Raw genomic sequence first — 17,541 nt, 5'->3', positions numbered from 1 at the left:
GAGGACGTACATGGCAGGCAGAACGCCCTACGGCAATCCCGTCCCGGTCAGCGATCTCGCGACCAGGATCCTCGATCCGGTGCTGCGCAAACGGGCTGGCATTTCGATCGGCCTCGTCCAGTCATGGGACGAGATCGCCGGCCCGCGGCTGGCCAGCCATTCGCGCCCCGAAAAAATCCAGTGGCCGCGCCGTATGCATGAGGACGATCCGTTCGAGCCGGCCGTGCTGGTCATTGCCTGCGAAGGCATGGCGGCACTTCATCTGCAGCACGAGACGGGCGAGATCATCAACCGGGTCAATGCCTTCCTCGGCTTCACCGCCATCAATCGCATCAGGATCCTGCAGAAGCCGGTGACAACCGACAAAGGAAGGCGCAAACCGGCCCTGAGGCCGCTGACGGCGGCTGAGAAGACGAAATTGTCGGGAACTGTCGGCTTGGTCGATAATGATGAACTGCGCGCCTCGTTGGAGAAACTTGGCGCGACCATTATTGGGGAGAGAAAGTCATAGGCGTCTTGAAGAAAGTCATGGATTCGTCGTCAATATCTCGCATTCGTGATCGCCCTTGTCAGGTTTCGCGATTGGATTGGGGATCGAGATGCCTTAATTCGCGCCAACTCTCGCCTTTTCGTGTCTTTGCATTGCAAAATCCAACCCTTGTCAGGTGATTCGTATGAACCGTCCCCCGTTTGGCCAAAGCTTGTCTCGCAGAAACGTTCTGTCTTCGCTGGCCGCCATTCCGGCGGTGGCCCTGCTCGCCGCCTGCAGCGACTCTGGCGAGGAGGCGAAGGCCGCGGATGTGAAGCCTGCGGCCCCGGCCGCCGCCGCGACGCCGGCCACGCCGGCCGCCGCCACCGCGCCGGAAGCCCAGGGCACCGTGGACATGGCGGAACTGATGAAGCCGGGTGCGCTGCCCGACAAACAGCTTGGCAAGGACGACGCCAAGGTCACCATCGTCGAATACGCCTCGATGACCTGCCCGCACTGCGCGCATTTCGCCGAGACCACCTTTCCGGACCTGAAGACCAAGTACATCGACACCGGCAAGGCGCGCTACATCCTGCGCGAATTCCCGTTCGATCCGAGTGCCGAAGCCGGTTTTATGCTGGCGCGCTGCGCCAAGGACAACTACTACCCTATGGTCGACGTCCTGTTCAGGCAGCAGGCGAACTGGGCTGGCGTTCAGAACACCAAGGATGCACTGCTGCAAATCTCGAAGCTCGCCGGTTTTACACAGGAGTCCTTCGAGGCCTGCTTGACGGACCAGAAACTTCTGGACGATGTGAGATCGGTCCAGAAGCGTGGCGCCAATGAATTCAAGGTCGACTCGACACCGACCTTCTTCATCAACGGTAAGACCTACAAGGGGGCGATGTCGATTGAGGAAATGTCGGCCATCATCGACCCTCTGCTCTGACGTCCAGTCAGCCCTGAGGCGGCGGCGCTTCGGCGTGCGCGGCTTCCTGTCGTGCCGCGAATTCTCATCGCAAAACCACGGTAATCCGCTTAGTGGGCGGCGCGAATGAAGTTTTCGCGCCTTCGCCTCCTCGGTTTCAAGTCCTTCGTCGAGCCCGGCGAGTTCGTCATCGAACGCGGACTGACCGGCATTGTCGGGCCGAACGGCTGCGGCAAGTCGAACCTTGTCGAGGCGCTGCGCTGGGTGATGGGCGAAAGCTCCTACAAGAACATGCGCGCGTCCGGCATGGACGACGTCATCTTTTCCGGCTCGGGCACGCGCCCGGCACGCAACACCGCCGAAGTCACACTTTTCCTCGACAACAGTGACCGCTCGGCGCCCGCTGCCTTCAACGATGCCGACGAATTGCAGGTGTCGCGCCGCATCGAGCGTGAGGCCGGCTCGCTTTACCGTATCAACGGCAAGGAGGCGCGCGCCAAGGACGTGCAGCTTCTGTTCGCAGACCAGTCGACCGGCGCGCGTTCGCCGTCGATGGTCGGTCAGGGCCGCATCGGCGAACTGATCCAGGCCAAGCCGCAGGCACGCCGCGCGCTGCTCGAAGAGGCGGCAGGCATTTCCGGCCTGCACACCCGCCGCCACGAGGCGGAACTGCGGCTGAAGGCGGCCGAGCAGAACCTCGAACGGCTGGACGACGTCGTCGGCGAGCTGGAAAGCCAGATCGAAAGCCTGAAGCGCCAGGCGCGCCAGGCCTCCCGCTTCAAGAACCTGTCGGCCGATATTCGCAAGGCCGAAGCGACGCTGTTGCATCTGCGCTGGACACTGGCCAAGACCCAGGAAGGCGAGGCGCGTTCGGCGCTGGCGGTTGCGACAGCCCTTGTCGGCGACCGCGCCGCGGCCCAGATGGCCGCCGCCAGGGAGCAAGGTATCGGTGCTCACCGGTTGCCGGATTTGCGCGACGCGGAAGCCGCCGCCGCCGCTGCCTTCCAGCGCTTGTCGATCGCCAAGTCGCAGATCGAGGAGGAAGCCGGCCGTATCCGCGCCCGCCAGAGCGAACTCGAGCGCCGGCTACAGCAGCTCGACGGCGATATCGCGCGTGAAGAGCGCATGGTCCGCGACAATGCGGACATTCTCGAGCGCCTTCGCACCGAAGAGGCAGCACTCAATTCGGAAAATGCCGGCGCCGCCGAACGCGAAGCCACCACCCGTGCGGCGTTCGAACAGGCGGCGTCGACGCTTTCGCAAAGCGAAGCCAAGCTCGCCGCGCTGACAGCCGAACGGGCCGAGGCTGCCGCCTCGCGCAACCAGATCGAACGGACGCTGCGCGACACCGCCGAACGCCGCGACCGCTTCGCGCGCCAGCTTGCCGATGTCGACCGGGAATTGTCTGAGATACTCTCCAAGGTCGCTGGCCTGCCCGATCCGGCCGAGAAGCGGGTGCTGGTCGAACAGGCCATGGCGCTGCTGGAGGAGGCCGAGGCTGCCGTGTCTGAGGCCGAGCAGTCTGTCATCGATGCCCGCGCCACGGAAAGTTCTGCCCGGCCACCGCTTCAGGATGCCAGGGCCGAGCTGGCGCGGATCGAAACCGAAGCGCGCACGCTGGCCAAAATCCTGAATGCAGCCAGCGGCGATCTCTTCCCGGCCGTGCTGGAGCAGATCAGCGTCGATCGCGGTTTCGAAACGGCGCTGGGTGCGGCCCTTGGCGAAGACCTCGACGTGCCGCTTGACCGCAGCGCGCCGGTGCATTGGGGCGAAAGCGCGATCCAGCCCGGCGACGCGGCTCTGCCGGAAGGCGTTAAAAGCCTGGCCAGCGTGGTCCACGCGCCGGCACAGCTCGCCCGCCGCCTGGCGCAGATCGGTATCGTCGATGCCGCCGGCGACGGCCGCCGGTTGCAGTCGCTGCTTGCTCCCGGCCAGCGGCTGGTCAGCCGTGAAGGCGCGCTCTGGCGCTGGGATGGCTTTACCGCAAGCGCCGATGCGCCGACCGCCGCAGCACAACGGCTGGCGCAGAAGAACCGGCTGGCTGAGCTCGATGCCGAGGCGATACAAGCGACGCTCGTCCTGCGCCAGGCCGAGGATGCGCTGGGAGAGGCTGAACAGGCGCTCCGCCTGGCAAGCGAGGCCGAGCGCAACACGCGCCAGGCCGGTCGTGACGCTCAGCATCGGCTGGACGCTGCCCGCAATGCGCTGGCCGAGGCCGAAAGGGCCGGCGGCGAATTGCAGAGCCGGCGCGCCGCACTCGATGAAGCGCGTGCCCGCATCGTCGACAGCCATGAGGAGATTTCGGCCGCCTTCGCCGAGGCGGAAATGCTGCTGCAGGACGCGCCCGATCTTGGCGATCTGCAATTGCAGCTCGAACAGTCCTCGGCCAATGTCGCCCGCGACCGCGCCGCGCTTGCCGATGCGCGCGCGGTGCATGAGGGGCTGCGGCGCGAAGCCGAGGCGCGCGCGCGCCGGCTCGATGCCATTGGCGCCGAGCGCAGCAATTGGCTGGAGCGGGCCGAAAACGCCTCGACGCAGATCGCATCGCTCGGCGAACGCAAGGCCGAGGCCGAGGCCGAACGCGAGCGGCTGGCCGATGCTCCCGATGAAATCGACGCCAAGCGGCGTGCCTTGCTGTCGCAGCTCACCGAGGCCGAGAGCTTGCGCAAGGCGGCGGCCGACCGTCTGCAGGAAGCGGAGAACCGGCAATCCGAACTGGACAAGGCCGCCACCGGCGCCATCCAGTTCCTGGCCGAGGCGCGCGAGACCCGCGTTCGCGCCGAGGAGCGGCTGACGGCGGCCGACGAGCGCCGGCTGGAGGTCGAGGCGCGCATACAGGAAACGCTGAACACGCCGCCGCATCTGGTCATCCGCCACACCGGTCTGGAGGCCGACAGCCCGATGCCTGAGATGGCCGAGATCGAGCGTCAACTCGACAGGCTGAAGATCGAGCGCGAACGGCTTGGCGCCGTCAATCTGCGCGCCGAGGAGGAGCAGAAGGAGCTATCCGACCGGCTGGAGGCGATCGTCTCCGAGCGCGAGGACATCATCGAGGCGATCCGCAAGCTCAGGCAGGCGATCCAGAGCCTCAACCGCGAAGGCCGCGAGCGGTTGCTGGCCGCCTTCGAGGTCGTCAACGGCCATTTCCAGCGGCTGTTCTCGCATCTGTTCGGCGGCGGCACGGCGGAATTGCAGCTGATCGAATCTGACGATCCGCTCGAGGCTGGCCTCGAAATTCTTGCCCGCCCGCCCGGCAAGAAGCCGCAGACCATGACGCTGCTGTCCGGCGGCGAGCAGGCGTTGACGGCGATGTCGCTGATCTTCGCGGTGTTCCTGACCAATCCGGCGCCGATCTGCGTGCTCGACGAAGTCGACGCGCCGCTCGACGACCACAATGTCGAACGCTTCTGCAATCTCATGGACGAGATGGCGGCCACCACCGAGACGCGTTTCGTCATCATCACCCACAATCCCATCACCATGGCGCGCATGAACCGGCTGTTCGGCGTGACGATGGCCGAGCAGGGCGTCAGCCAACTGGTGTCGGTGGACCTGCAGGCGGCCGAGGCGATGCGCGAGGCAAGCTGACCCAGGTCGCGCTGCCTGCGAAGGGCCGTTCCGGAGCAATTCAGGAAAAGTGTGCAAGCGGTTTTCGCCCGGCAAAAAATGTCAGGGCCGCGGACTGTGCCTGTGCGAATGATGCTTGGCCGAGGACCAGACGAAATAGAGCGATCCCAGTTTCAGCACAGGCACCCTGCGATCCCGCTCGCGATCACGCAGTTCGCGGTAGGTCTTCACCTTCAGTGTGCCCCCCGGCAATCTGATTCGCAAAGCCATGATGCATAGAGCTTACGTGCTTTCTCCAGTCGATGGAATGTTCATTTCAAGCTCATCGTCAGTATTCGAGCTCTTGGAGGGTCGATCGGGAATTGTACTGGGCCACCAGATGACGAAATATTTGCCAAACTGCCAGACCGGGACTTCGCCCTTGTGCTCCCGTCGCCGCAACTCATGACGTTGCTTGACCTTCAACACGCCACCCGGAAGCCTGATCTTGATCGTCATCGTCCCTCAATACTGATGGCGCGCTTCCTGGGTGCCGCGCCCGAAGCTTCATCTGTCCGGCCAAGGTAGAAAAACCGCCCACTCTCGGATCGGACCGTTGCAATCCGATTTCGCCGAGTCAATGGAGCTGGGGGCGAACTCCTCTGGCTATCGGCCCCGTGCACAAAGGGCTTGAGAACAGGCTCAACCTCTGCGCCGCAAGATCCAGTTCACACAGATCACGGCCACGAGGCCACACGCGATGCCGACGCAATCGGCAACCCAGTCGGACACGTCCAGATCACGTCGTATCAGCGCCGTGCCCTGGAGGACCTCGATCGCCGCTCCAACAACTGCAAGGAAGACGATCAGCCTGACCTTGCGATCAGGCCAGCCGAGCCCTCCAAGGAAAGTCATGACGGCAAAGGCGCTGGCGTGATTCAGCTTGTCGTAATGGAAACCGATATCGATCCCGTACTCCTCGAGTCCGGGTATAGGCACCAGTGCAAGGACAAGAACAGCGACAAGCGTGCTGAAAAAAGCAATCCGTTCGGCGGCTGGATGAAGTCTCATTCTGCTCCAATCTGTGCCTGCCCGCCGCGAAGGTCGAAACCGGCTCGGTATTGGCGGTTCAGGCTGAAACTCAGATCGACGGCGTTGTCTTTCAAAGCCGCAATTTTTGCTTGAGCCTTTTCAGCCAGGTCTGTTCCGCCTCATCCTGGTCTTGATGCGCCGGGACGTAGCGCGGCCGTATCTTTTTTCCTTTGATGTAGAATGGCTTTTCGACTTCTCCAACCAGGTTGACGAAAAGCCGGGATTTGTTGGTGGGTTGGCGGACTGTGACGCCGTGGACCGATTCAATCGAATTGATGAACAATACAAGAATGTTCTTGTCGTATTTAACTGTTTCGACGCATTCCAAATGGGTGTCGTCGACATAGGCATCATTGAAGAGTGTCGCTTTGGCTTTCAGCGTGGCGTATTTGGACTTGAAACGACTAATTGTCAGGTCCCCGCCAACGGCATCATAATCTTCCGGCCTCATATAAAACAGGCCAGAAAATAGCTTGTCGCCATTGTCGATGTGGCTTGTCCGCACCGATCCGGCATTGGTTACCGGCGTGTTCCCGCTGAGCATCGCATCCATCAGTATGTCGCGCGTTGCATAGGTGTCACTAAACCTGATGCCCGCTTTCATACTCTTGAGGCGTTCATAATTGGGGTAATAGTCAGGGTAAAGCTTGTGAATATCGTCGTAGAACAGGTCGGCGAGTTCGTCGAAAAATGCTTGAGATATGTGGTAGGCGATAAAATCGCGCCATATTTGCGGCACAGCTTCGTTCGACCGAACGCGGTGGGCTTCATAGTCCCATCTGGTGTTGTTGCGGCGCGTATCGATTTCGAGCGCTTCCGGAGCGGGAAACGTGTCGGCCAACTCCTGGTAGAGATCGAGGGGAAGGGCGTCGCGCAGGATGATGTGTGGAAACGGCTCTGATCGAACGTCGGCCCTGGTGGCACGTTGAAGGACTGAAAGCGGCTTTGACATCGATGGTGTCTCAGCTCGAGTTTGCCTGAGTTGGATTCAAAGGATCGTGTTCAACCTGTTCGGGGCTGCCGCCTTTCAACGGATCCTTGGTTGCGTTCAAAGATTGGAGCCCTGAAAAGGGCTCCGCATGGGCTTTCGCCATTTCGCTCATTAGAATATCCGCGCCAGTCATCAGGGGGATCAAGGTTTCCGCAAATGTGTATGTTTTGATGCCGTAAAGCCACTTCAGGTAGAGAAGGGCAGCTGACGTGCCGGAGACGCACCCAACAATGTTTATCCGGGATACGACAAGCTCTATCGGATATATGTGCGGAAGGTTCGCCTCCATGATCCTGGTGCTGGCGTCGGCTGTCACATTGCCGATGGTATCCAGCAATTCGGGGAAGAAGGGCGTGCTTATTCTGGGATGTTCCTTCCAGACGACGTCGTATCCTCTCTCAACGATCTGCTCCGCAATGCGTCTATAGATCGCCGCCTCTTGCGCGTACGACATTATGCCGTTTCGCGACAATGCCTGGCCGAGCAGCAGGATCCGTGGGTTGGCTGACGCACGGCAATGTTCATTGCCGCCGGAAAGCGCATCTCTGCAGGCTTCATCTATTACGTCGCGCATCAGCGAAGCGCCGATCTGGAATCTTGGTACGTTCTCCAGAGCATCGTGAATGGGCATTTTGTGAAGCAAAGAATAAAACTTTGTCACCCGTCGCAGATGGTGTCTTTCTATCTTGTCGGCCGCTTTCCTCAGTCGGAACGCCGGTGAAATTGTAGAGAGTCCTGCAATCAAGGCTCCGGTGATGCGCCGCCTAAACCTGGTGCCTGGCGGCCGTGACATGGTTGATATTTCGAATGGAAGGTATGACGTCAAGCCATCCTCATACAAAACGATCTTGGCTTCGGGGTATGAGTCCAGCAGTATTTTTTCCGATGGCCGGTTAACGAAGCAGGCCCAGATTTCAACCGCGGAACTCGCGTCGATGCCAATTGTGTCTCGGATCAGACGATGGATCCGGAAAATTTGCAGTTGCCCATATTTACGCTCGGACGTCAGAAGGTCGTATGCCCATATGATCCGTTTCCAGGTCCATACTGTAGACGCAAGTTCAGCAAGACCGGTCTTGAAATGCTCGGAAACGCCGGCCGTTTCATAGAGCAGAAGGTAATCCTCACGCTCCTCACCCGCCGGGAAGCTTCCATCCATTGTTGACTGGCGAAGAGAGGCAACCAGGCTGAGCAATTGCCAGCTGCCAAAGACGCAGCATATTCGAACTGGCAATTTAAGGTCTCCAGATAGGATGGAAATAACGCTGCATGTTCCGCGATCTCAACCGCAAAATTGCTTCATGTCCGAAGACCGTGTGTGGCTCGGGGCGTTTCGCCAGCTTCATAATACTGCCTGTCGTGTCGACCGGAAATATCTTGCAGATATCGGCGTCCAACGTCCGAGACAGGCTGGAGTTCCGCGCAATAAGCAGGCGAATTCAGTTCAATTGAGCGGCAGAGACCTGTTGAGATCCGGCATAAACATCAGGCGGCGGCAGACCACTCATGCGGCTCGATCTTGCCGCTTCGGTTCCTGTCGGCACCAAGAGCGCGAATTCTCCCGGTTTTCGGGAAGGTCGTTGCCCGGGAAAGCGGGTTTCACTTCCATCAGTCAAAAGTAAGCTCCAGCCATGAACCGGAGCTTGATGATGACAGAGGCGGAAACCAGAATGTTTCACACGCTTGATGTGCCAGCCGGTCCGGTGCGCTGGCCCGGGATTCCGGCCGACCTGCCAAGGTATGGCGCGTGTGGCCGCACCTGCGCATCATGCCCGATGCGAAGCCCGCACTGCTCCTCGAACGCCCTTCATGCCGACGCTTCGGCGCAATTTTCCCGGTGAGCAGGCGAAGGGCGGCGCCGGAAAATGCGCCGCCCTGTCGGAGGGTTGTCCGCGATCAGGCGGCGAGCCAGACCCGGGTGAAGTCCTGCTCATAGGCTTGATGCATCTGGTAGCCCATCAAGGCAGGTTTCATATGGCAGAACAGCTTTCGCCAGTAGGGCTGAACGATGATGCCGGAATCCTGCAGCATGACCTGCAGTTCCTTCATCACCGCACGGCGCTGCTCCGGATCGGCGATGGCGTTGGCCTTGTGGACCTTGGCATCGAAGTCGGGATCGGCGAACCCTGTCTCGTTCCATGCCGAACCGGTCTGGTAGGCAAGCGCATAGGTCTGGATGCCGAGCGGTCGGGCGTTCCAATTGGTGGTCGCGAAGGGATACTTCGTCCAGTCGTTCCAGAATGCCGATTCCGGGATGACAGTGCGTTTCACCTTGAAGCCGGCGTCGCGCATCTGCTGGGCGACGGCATCGGAGCTTTCCTTGCGGTAATCGGCTTCGACCGAGATCAGATCAAATTCGAAATCGAGCTGGCCGGCTTCCTCGAGCAATGCCCTGGCCCGGACCGGATCACGTTTGATCGGCGGCAAGTCGGCGTGTTCGGGATGCATCGGTCCGACATGATCGTTCTGCGCGACGATACCCATGCCGTCGGCGCCCAGTTGCAGCACCGCTTCGTTGTCGACCGCAAGCTGTATGGCGTTGCGCACGCGCTTGTCGTCATAGGGTTTGGCGTTGACGTTGCAGCGCGAGACCAGGGTGGCGGCAGTGACGATCTCGCTTTTCTTCAGGCCCAGCCTGTCGAGCATGGCGACGTCATAGGACTGCGTCTGCCCATTCAGGTCGATCTCACCGGATTCGAATGCGGAGACGGTGGCGGCCGAGTCGGTGCCGTAGTCGGTCCAGTCGATGCCGTCGAGGAACACCTCGCCGCCCCACCACGACCCGTCCGGCCGCTTGCGCACCGAGGCAGCAACGCCGACATCGAGTCTTTTAAGTTCGAACGGGCCCGTGCAAACGGGGTTGGCCGACAGTGGCGCCGCCTTCGGATTGAATGTGTGGTGGACGATCAATGCCGGATAGTCGGTCATCGCCGGGATGATGGTGATGTCGGGCTGAGACAGTTTCAGGACCACGGTGTGGCCGTCGCGAACCTCGATGGCGCCAGTGCGCGCCACCTTGGTGTCGGGATCGATCAGCGCGGTCATGCGCCCGGCCATCGAGTTGCCGGCGGCATCCTTCTCGCACCAGCGCGTGATGTTGAAGGCAACATCCGTGGCGGTGAAATCGTCGCCGTTCGACCATTTCACCCCCGGGCGCACCTTGAGCACATATTCCGTCGCGTCCGCATTGATCTCCCAGCTCTGCAGCAGCACCGGCTCGAAGGTGAAATCCGGCTTCCAGCGCACCAGCGGTTCGAGAAACTGCATGGCGATATTGCCCATCTGCGAAACCTTGAACTTGCGCGGGTCTTCCAGCTCCATCACCTGCATGGCAACACGCACCACGCCGCCCTTCCTGGGTTGGACGGCTTCCTCGGCTCGCGCCGGGACCGGCTGACCGATGAGCCCGTAGGCAATCGCCGTGCTGGCGCCGAAGGCGCTGGCCAGCGCCAGGAACTCGCGGCGGCCAAGCGCGCCGCTCTTCGCGCCTTTCGCAAATGTGCCGATCGCGGGATGAAGAGGTCTGGATGTCATATCGGTTCTCCCATTGTTGATTTTACGCCCAAATTCGGTGGAATGCCCTTGCCGCGTCGTTGCTGGGCGCTGTTTTCTACAGGACGCAGCCGATGGCGGCGGGGCCGCGACGGCGAGGGGAAGGCAAGATGAATCTTCTGACGGCGATGCGGGTGTTCGATCGGGTTTGCCTGCTGGGCAGCCTGTCGGCGGCGGCGCGCGATCTCAACATGTCGACGACGGCCGTCAGCCGCACCATCAAGGAACTGGAAGACGACCTTGGCGTCCGGCTCATCAATCGCACCACAAGGCGTCTCAGCCTCACGGAGGCGGGCCGCGACTATGCTCCGCGTGCGCGCAGCCTGCTCGACGACATATCCGAACTGCAGGATTCGACGCGCGGCCTGCACAAGGAGACGCGCGGCCTGATCCGGGTTTCCTGCTCCAATGTTCTGGGCCACACGCGCATAACCAAGCTGGTGCCGAAATTCCTCGAAGAAAACCCGCTCACCACGATCGAGTTCGACCTCACCGCCCGTTATGTCGTCGGCATTGTCGAGGAAGGCTACGATGTGGCCATCCGCTTCGGCGGTCAGGCGGATTCCGCCCTGATTGCCCGCCGGCTTGGTGAAGTCCGCAATTATGTCTGCGCCACGCCCGATTATTGGGATGCAAACGGCCGTCCGGTCCACCCGGATGAGCTGGCAAGCCATTCCTGCGTGCTGAGCAATTTCGCCAAGCGCCTTGGCACGTGGCCATTCATCGGACCCGACGGCCCTTTCGATGCGGCTATCGGCGGGCGCATCTCGACCAACAGCGTCGAGGCCGCCTACCAGATGACTACCGCCGGTTTCGGCATCGGCAACCTGCCCAGCCTGCTGGTCGACGCTGCAATCAGGGACGGCCGGCTGGAAGTGCAACTGGATGAGTTTCGCCCCGGCTCCAGCCCGATCTACGCGCTCTATCCGCACCGCACCTATATTGCGGCCAAGGTGCGCGCGTTCGTCGATTTCCTGATCCGCGAACTGTCGGCCGACTTCACCGCCTGAAATGCTGCCCGATTGTCCATGGCCAACGCCGCCAGGGGCCTGGCGCGAACGCCAGGCCCCCTCTGCCCCCGTCGCCCGACGCGGCAGCGTCATTTCCACCAGGCGGTGGTGTCGTACATCGGTCCCGGCTCCTCGAAGAGCTTTTCGTATTTGCACAGTGCCGGCGTCTTGCCGAGCGGCACCGAAACGCCGTCCCTGAACGCCCATTCGCCACGTTGCGTCGTATCGGCCCGCACATAGCTGGACAGCGCAAAGGCCCGGTCGTGCTGCGATTTGTTGGGCGAGGAGCCGTGCACGGTAAGCAGCCCCCATAAAGCAAGGTCGCCCGGCTCCAGCACCAGCGGAACGATGGTCGCCGGGTCGATGCCGACTTTGCGCAACTCTTCTTCGGCTGTCAGGCCCTTCATCAGCTCGCCGGTTCCCTCGTCCGACAGGCCGAGATAGCCGAGCTTGTGGCTGCCGGGCACGACCTGAAGGCAGCCATTGTCCAGCGTCGCCCGATCGACCGCGAGGCCTGTTGTCACGGTGGCGTCGGCGACATTGTCGAAGGCCGCCTGGTTACGGAAGCGCAAATCCTGGTGGAAGCGATAACCCGTGACATTGGCGCCGGGCGGCTTCCAGTGCAGCTGTTGGGCGATCTGCCTTATGTCACGGCCGATCAGGCTCTCGAGCAGCTTCAGATAGTCGGGATTGCGGCGGAATTCTTCGAAATAGGAATTGATCCAGGAAAACCAGTAAGCCTGCAGCACATAGCGTTGGCCAAAGTCCGATTCAGGCAGGATCTGGAAATTCAGGTTGCCGTGCCGGAAGGTGGCGTGATGCTTGAGGCCTTCGGCATAGACCGCATCGGTTTCCTTCTTCAGCCGGATCATCTCGTCGCCGTCGACGAATTGTCGAACGACCGCGTATCCTTCCTCGCGGTACTGCTCCACCGCCTCGCGTGCCTGCCTGTCCGTCAGCATGTCCGTGACAACCCCTGTCTGTGATCCGTGTCGATCGTAACGAAGGGGTTGCCGGCGATAAGCCATCGATTTTGGCATCGACTTTCCCGATTATCGGGAAATTGAGCGGGGCGTCAAAGGTGCATTGGTCGCAATCGGCTGGTCAGATATGTGCTGCGCCGGCAGGCCCTAAAAATAGGTTCGCGGCGCGACAAGGTTCTTCTGCTGGCGAACATAAAAACAATAGAAGCCGAACGCCGCGGCAAACCACATGAAGGCCTCGCCCATGGCCAGCCGGTTGTTGGAATTGGTAAGGATGGTTAGGGCGAAGAAGACCAGTGTGGAGATGTAGCAGGACCATGCGGCCGGAGCGACAAGCTTGGCTCGCATGGCCAGCAGAACCTGCCTGGCCGACCAGGTGTAGAGAAAGGCAAAGAACGCCAGTCCGACCACCCCATAACGCACGGCAATCTCCAGATAACCATTGTGGAAGACGTTGAAGATCATGGGATGATAGGTTCTGTTCTGCCATTCGGTCAGCCAGCTGGAACTGGCTCCGAAGATCGGGTGGCGCTTCCAGATGTTGATCGCATCCGCCCACAGCATCAGCCTCTCCTTGGCTGCAAGCGGAACCGCGTCGCTCGCGATGGCGCGGTCGAATGCGGGGAGGACCCCATGCCTGAACACATCCGGAACCAAGGTTTTGATGAACGTCATGGTGTCGTCGGCGGTGGACGAGAAGATGTTGTGTGCTGCGACAATGCCGGCCGCCACGATCACCAGCACGCCACCCGAAACCAACAGTTCGCGGCGATGGCCTCTCGCCAGGGTCATGACCGCCAACAAGAGCAGAGCGAGCGCAAGCGCAAGCCACACTCCCTTTGAGCGCATCTCGATGATATTGACGAGGGCAAGCAGCAGGACGGCTGTCGACAGGGCCCAATGCAGGTTCTTGGTTGCTTTCCCGAGGTCCGTTCTCTGCGCCGAGTAGGCCATGAATTGCAGCGTGCAGAGGAAGATGAAACCGGCCGCCACCGACGCGTGGATGGGATTGTTGAAAAGCCACGGGGCAGGTTGGACGCCTTGAAACATGTCCGAATAGAAGGTGTCCGCCGCCAGGAAGACGAGACTGAGGATCATGAACCAGAGCACGAGCCGTGCGGGCTGCCTGACAAACAGCAGAAACGCGAAGCCGGTCGTCGCGTAGAACAGCGGAAACATGTAAATGCCTTCGGCGCCACCCAACTGGTGGGCGCCGAAATAGACGATCGCCAGTCGGATGAAGACATAGAGCGACCAGCCCAGACACAGAAAGCCGACCCAACCGATCAGCGGTTTGCTGTAGGTCCACAAATCCACTCTGAACCAGCGGATGACCGCGACCAGGGCCAGCGCCAGGCCCGCATAGCGGTAGGTGTCGGCCTCGCGCCACACCGCGGAGACCAAAGCGAGAATGGCGAGTGCCGCAAGCAACAGAAGCAAGGTGTGGCGCGGCGCGTTGTCCTTGGCATCATCCAGGGCATTTCGCGGCAGAGGGGGCGGCAGCAGGACGTGATGCAGGCGGCGCAGTTCGTCGCTGGCCCGTAACACCCCGGCACGTAGCCGGCTCGGCCCGCCCAGTCTTGCGGATTTGTAGCTTCCCGAGGGACCGGCTATGCCCGAGATCCCACTGCTGGCGGCGAAGCCAAGCACGTTTTGGCGGACCGAATAGACTTTCAGGCCGGTATCCCAAAAGCGCTCGAGCGCGACGTCCCATGGCATTTTCATTACGGCGAGCGCCGACAACAGACCCTGCGCGCCCTCTCGCGTCACCAGATAGGCGGCGGCCGAGCCTTGCGGGCCATGCAGCGCACGACCGATCTCGTCGCCTTCCGCCGTCTCGACCGCGCGCATGAAGAAGCTCATGCGATGGTTGGTCAGCTTGATGACATCGAAATCCGGCACCGCCGCGATGATGGCCTCGATGCGCCGCATGGTGCTTTCGCTGAAGAGGACGTCGTCCTCGACAATCAGGCCATGGGCGCTGCCACCGGCCAGGAACGTTTCCAGCGCCCGGATATGGCTGCGGTAACAGGCATATTCGCCCGAAAGGATGTCGCGCCCGCTCAGCTTGCGCGCGGCTGGAAGATCGATCTCCGTCCAGTCTTTTTCAGCAAGCGCCTGACCGTCGACGGCGGCAATGCGCTGCAAGGTCAGTCCTGCCGCCTCGGCGCTGGCGAGCAATTCGCTCCAGCGCTGGGTCTCGCGATCGAGGTTGATGGCGAAGATAGGGAGGTTCATTGAAGTTCCATGTTGAGCCGCCACCCACCTGGTCGACCTATGTATGGAAAGAAGGAGATGTTCAAGGCGACACTTTACAGATCATGTGCAAGACCCGAATTTGCCGCGATGGCGTTGGCTCATCTGGATTTATGAAACAGTCGAATTATTAGCTGATCGGCTTCATGCAAGATCGCAAAGGTCCTCTCGGGTCCCATGTGCCCAAAAGGGAATAGAACGGCATGGCCGGGCAGCTTCTTTAGACCTCGGATAGGTTTTGTCGGTATTTATCGGAAAAAAGGAGCCGAAGTCATGACTGACATCTGGCACTCACTCCTCGCCAACCTTGCCCTGGTCTCCATCCTCGTGGTCGCCTGGGACCTTGTGGCGGATTTCACCGGGCGTCTCTCGCGGCGGATGCAGTCGCTGCTTCTCGGCGTGGTCATGTGCGTGGGCGCGATCATTTCCATGGCGACGGCCCTGTCCGTCTCCGGCTTCGTCGTCGATCTGCGCGCCGCCTTCATTGCTGCTGCCGCGTTCTTTGGCGGATGGCCGGCAATGCTCATCGCCACGTTCGGCTCCATTGTTTATCGCATCCATCTCGGCGGACAGGGTGCGGGTGCTGGTGTCATGGGTATCCTCATCACCGCAATCGTCGGCATTGCGTGGCACCACATCGTCGCGGCCCGATCGCGCACCATGTACGACATATTCGGTCTGGGCGTAACGGTCGCTCTCGCCGGGCTGATCACGCTCCTGGTCATCCCGGCGCAAGCCGTCACGGGCCTTGTGCAGCAGAGCACGTTCCCCTCCCTCGTGTTCCGCTTTCTCAGCACAATCATCATCGGCGTCCTGCTCGACCGGCAGCAGCGCAGGCGGGAGCTCTTGATGTCCAACATGACCTACCGGGCCATGGTTCGCGAACTGCCGGATTGCCTGAACATAAAAGATGTCGACGGCCGCTTCATCGCCGCCAACCCCGCCACCGCCGAAATGGTTCGCGCCGCTTCGGTCGACGATCTGATCGGCAAGACGGATTTCGATTTCTACCCCAAGGAGGTGGCCGAGCGCTTCCGGCAGGACGAGATGGGCGCGCTGGAGGCCGGGCAGACGTTGCGGATCGACCAGCCCGCGCTTTTCCCGGATGGCCGGCAAGGTTGGCTCTACACGCTCAAGGCCCCTTTCCGCGACGAGGCCGGCAAGATCGTCGGCGTCATCACCTACAATCGCGACATCACCGAGCAGAAGCGCACCGCGCAGCTCAAGAATGATTTCATTTCCACGGTCAGCCACGAATTGCGGACCCCGCTGACCTCCATCCGCGGCTCGCTTGGCCTGATTGCGGCCGGTGTGGCCGGCGAACTGCCGCCCAAGGCCGCCAATCTCGTCAACATCGCGCACACCAATAGCGAAAGGCTGGTTCTTCTCATCAACGACATTCTGGATATGGAGAAGATCGAATCGGGCGTGATCACCTTCAAGATCAAGCAGATGCCTGTCCGTCAGGTCCTGGAGCAGGCCATTGCCGCCAGCTCCAACTACATGGCTGACAGCCGGATCAGGATCGTTCTGATCGACGATGCGCCGCGCGCCGAGGCCAACATCGATCCGGATCGCCTGCATCAGGTGATGGCGAACCTCCTGTCGAATGCGATCAAGTTCTCGCATGCCGACGGTACTGTCACAGTGAAATTCCAGCGTCATGACCACGACATGCTGCGGATTTCCGTGATGGACCAGGGCGCTGGCATCCCGGAGGCTTTCCGCAGCCGTATATTCGGAAAGTTCGAGCAGGCCGACGCCTCCAGCACCCGTAAGATAGGCGGCACCGGCCTAGGCTTGAGCATCGTCAAGGCCATTACCGAAAAACTGGGCGGAGCCGTTTCCTTCGAAACCGAGGAAGGCAAGGGAACCTCGTTCCACGTGGACCTTGCAGAAGTACGCAGGCACCAACCAAGGCCGTATCCGCCACCGCACCTGAAACGAAAGCCCGATGGCCGCCTACGGGTTCTGATCTGTGAAGACGAGACCGACGTCGCCGCAGTAATTGCGGCACTCTTGGATGCGGAAGGCTTTTCCAGCGACGTCGCACCCGATATCGCCACCGCAAAGGCGCTTCTGCGGTCCCGCGAATACGTGGCCTTGACCCTCGACATCAAGCTGGCGGGGGAATCCGGCATCAAACTCTTCCACGACATTAGGGCATCGCCGGTGAATTCCGACATTTCGGTCATCGTCATCTCCGCCGTTGCCGATGAGGCCAGGCGCTCGCTCAACGGCAGCGCCGTCGGTATCGTCGACTGGCTGGAGAAGCCGGTGGATTCAAAGCGGCTTCACGCCGCCCTTGCCAAGATCCTTGCTGGCAGGACCGAGCAGAGGCCGAAGATTCTCCATGTCGAGGACGATGAGGGCGTGCTTGCGGTGATGTCGGAGGGGCTGGGTTCGGGTGTCTCGATTACTTCGGCGAAGACGCTCAAGGACGCCCGGGAGGCGATCGCGCAGCATCTCTTCGACCTGGTTATCCTGGATATTGCACTCCCCGATGGCTCGGGGTTGGACCTGCTGGTCGATCTGCCGCTCGAGACCGGGGTCATCGTGTTTTCGGCGGCGGAGCTCGACCAGAAACTCGGTGATCGCGTTCAGGCCATCATGACCAAGACCAGGGCGTCGGAAATCGATGTGGCAAAGCTGGTCAGGAGTATGTTGGTTTCGCCCCGCACTCAACCTGCCGCGCACGCCGAGGAGTGACGCTC

Annotated in this window: 12 protein-coding genes; 5 read left to right on the top strand and 7 right to left on the bottom strand. The window is 61.2% G+C overall.

Features of this window, described 5'->3' with window-relative positions:
- Positions 1-10 precede the first annotated feature (10 nt).
- The 3 genes from NKJ67_RS04995 (at position 11) to smc (ending at position 4,985) form a co-directional block, all read left to right on the top strand.
- A complete protein-coding gene (locus tag NKJ67_RS04995; protein ID WP_127268827.1) occupies positions 11-511 on the top strand; it encodes a DUF721 domain-containing protein in 501 nt (166 codons plus the stop codon).
- A gap of 163 nt (positions 512-674) precedes the next feature.
- The gene (locus NKJ67_RS04990; RefSeq protein ID WP_352580703.1) at positions 675-1,418 is read left to right on the top strand and encodes a DsbA family protein; all 744 of its coding nucleotides are present in this window, start codon (positions 675-677) and stop codon (positions 1,416-1,418) included.
- Between the two features lie 105 nt (positions 1,419-1,523).
- Positions 1,524-4,985: a chromosome segregation protein SMC gene (gene smc / locus NKJ67_RS04985; protein WP_292335878.1), complete on the top strand. Its 3,462-nt coding sequence runs from the start codon at positions 1,524-1,526 to the stop codon at positions 4,983-4,985.
- A gap of 261 nt (positions 4,986-5,246) precedes the next feature.
- Here the strand turns inward: smc and NKJ67_RS04980 are convergent, their stop codons facing one another.
- From NKJ67_RS04980 to NKJ67_RS04960, 5 genes are all read right to left on the bottom strand, one after another.
- Positions 5,247-5,462 (bottom strand): hypothetical protein, encoded by a 216-nt coding sequence (locus NKJ67_RS04980; RefSeq protein WP_127268451.1) that lies wholly within the window; start codon positions 5,460-5,462, stop codon positions 5,247-5,249.
- Between the two features lie 183 nt (positions 5,463-5,645).
- Positions 5,646-6,014 carry a VanZ family protein gene (locus NKJ67_RS04975; RefSeq protein WP_127810991.1) on the bottom strand — a complete coding sequence of 123 codons (369 nt, stop codon included), beginning with the start codon at positions 6,012-6,014 and terminating at the stop codon, positions 5,646-5,648.
- Between the two features lie 91 nt (positions 6,015-6,105).
- The gene (locus NKJ67_RS04970) at positions 6,106-6,987 is read right to left on the bottom strand and encodes a hypothetical protein (protein WP_352580702.1); all 882 of its coding nucleotides are present in this window, start codon (positions 6,985-6,987) and stop codon (positions 6,106-6,108) included.
- Between the two features lie 10 nt (positions 6,988-6,997).
- Entirely contained in the window at positions 6,998-8,260 is a 1,263-nt protein-coding gene (locus NKJ67_RS04965) for a polysialyltransferase family glycosyltransferase (RefSeq protein WP_352580701.1), read from the bottom strand.
- A gap of 662 nt (positions 8,261-8,922) precedes the next feature.
- Positions 8,923-10,560, bottom strand: coding sequence for an ABC transporter substrate-binding protein (locus tag NKJ67_RS04960; RefSeq protein WP_352580700.1), 1,638 nt, complete (start codon positions 10,558-10,560; stop codon positions 8,923-8,925).
- A 128-nt stretch (positions 10,561-10,688) separates the two neighbouring features.
- Between NKJ67_RS04960 and NKJ67_RS04955 the strand changes: the two genes are divergently transcribed.
- Positions 10,689-11,588, top strand: coding sequence for a LysR family transcriptional regulator (locus NKJ67_RS04955; protein ID WP_127810990.1), 900 nt, complete (start codon positions 10,689-10,691; stop codon positions 11,586-11,588).
- 89 nt (positions 11,589-11,677) lie between these two features.
- Here NKJ67_RS04955 and NKJ67_RS04950 read toward each other — a convergent pair whose 3' ends face one another.
- Together NKJ67_RS04950 and NKJ67_RS04945 are read right to left on the bottom strand one after the other, a co-directional pair.
- On the bottom strand, positions 11,678-12,550 hold the full coding sequence (locus tag NKJ67_RS04950) for a phytanoyl-CoA dioxygenase family protein (protein ID WP_236382848.1): 873 nt from the start codon (positions 12,548-12,550) through the stop codon (positions 11,678-11,680).
- A 168-nt stretch (positions 12,551-12,718) separates the two neighbouring features.
- Positions 12,719-14,809 carry an O-antigen ligase family protein gene (locus tag NKJ67_RS04945; RefSeq protein WP_352580699.1) on the bottom strand — a complete coding sequence of 697 codons (2,091 nt, stop codon included), beginning with the start codon at positions 14,807-14,809 and terminating at the stop codon, positions 12,719-12,721.
- 291 nt (positions 14,810-15,100) lie between these two features.
- Between NKJ67_RS04945 and NKJ67_RS04940 the strand changes: the two genes are divergently transcribed.
- On the top strand, positions 15,101-17,536 hold the full coding sequence (locus NKJ67_RS04940) for a hybrid sensor histidine kinase/response regulator (RefSeq protein ID WP_352580698.1): 2,436 nt from the start codon (positions 15,101-15,103) through the stop codon (positions 17,534-17,536).
- Positions 17,537-17,541: the final 5 nt, after the last annotated feature.

The sequence above is a fragment of the Mesorhizobium sp. M0088 genome, assembly GCF_040322895.1.
In the GTDB taxonomy this organism is placed as follows: domain Bacteria; phylum Pseudomonadota; class Alphaproteobacteria; order Rhizobiales; family Rhizobiaceae; genus Mesorhizobium.
This window is presented reverse-complemented; position numbering and strand designations above follow the sequence as displayed.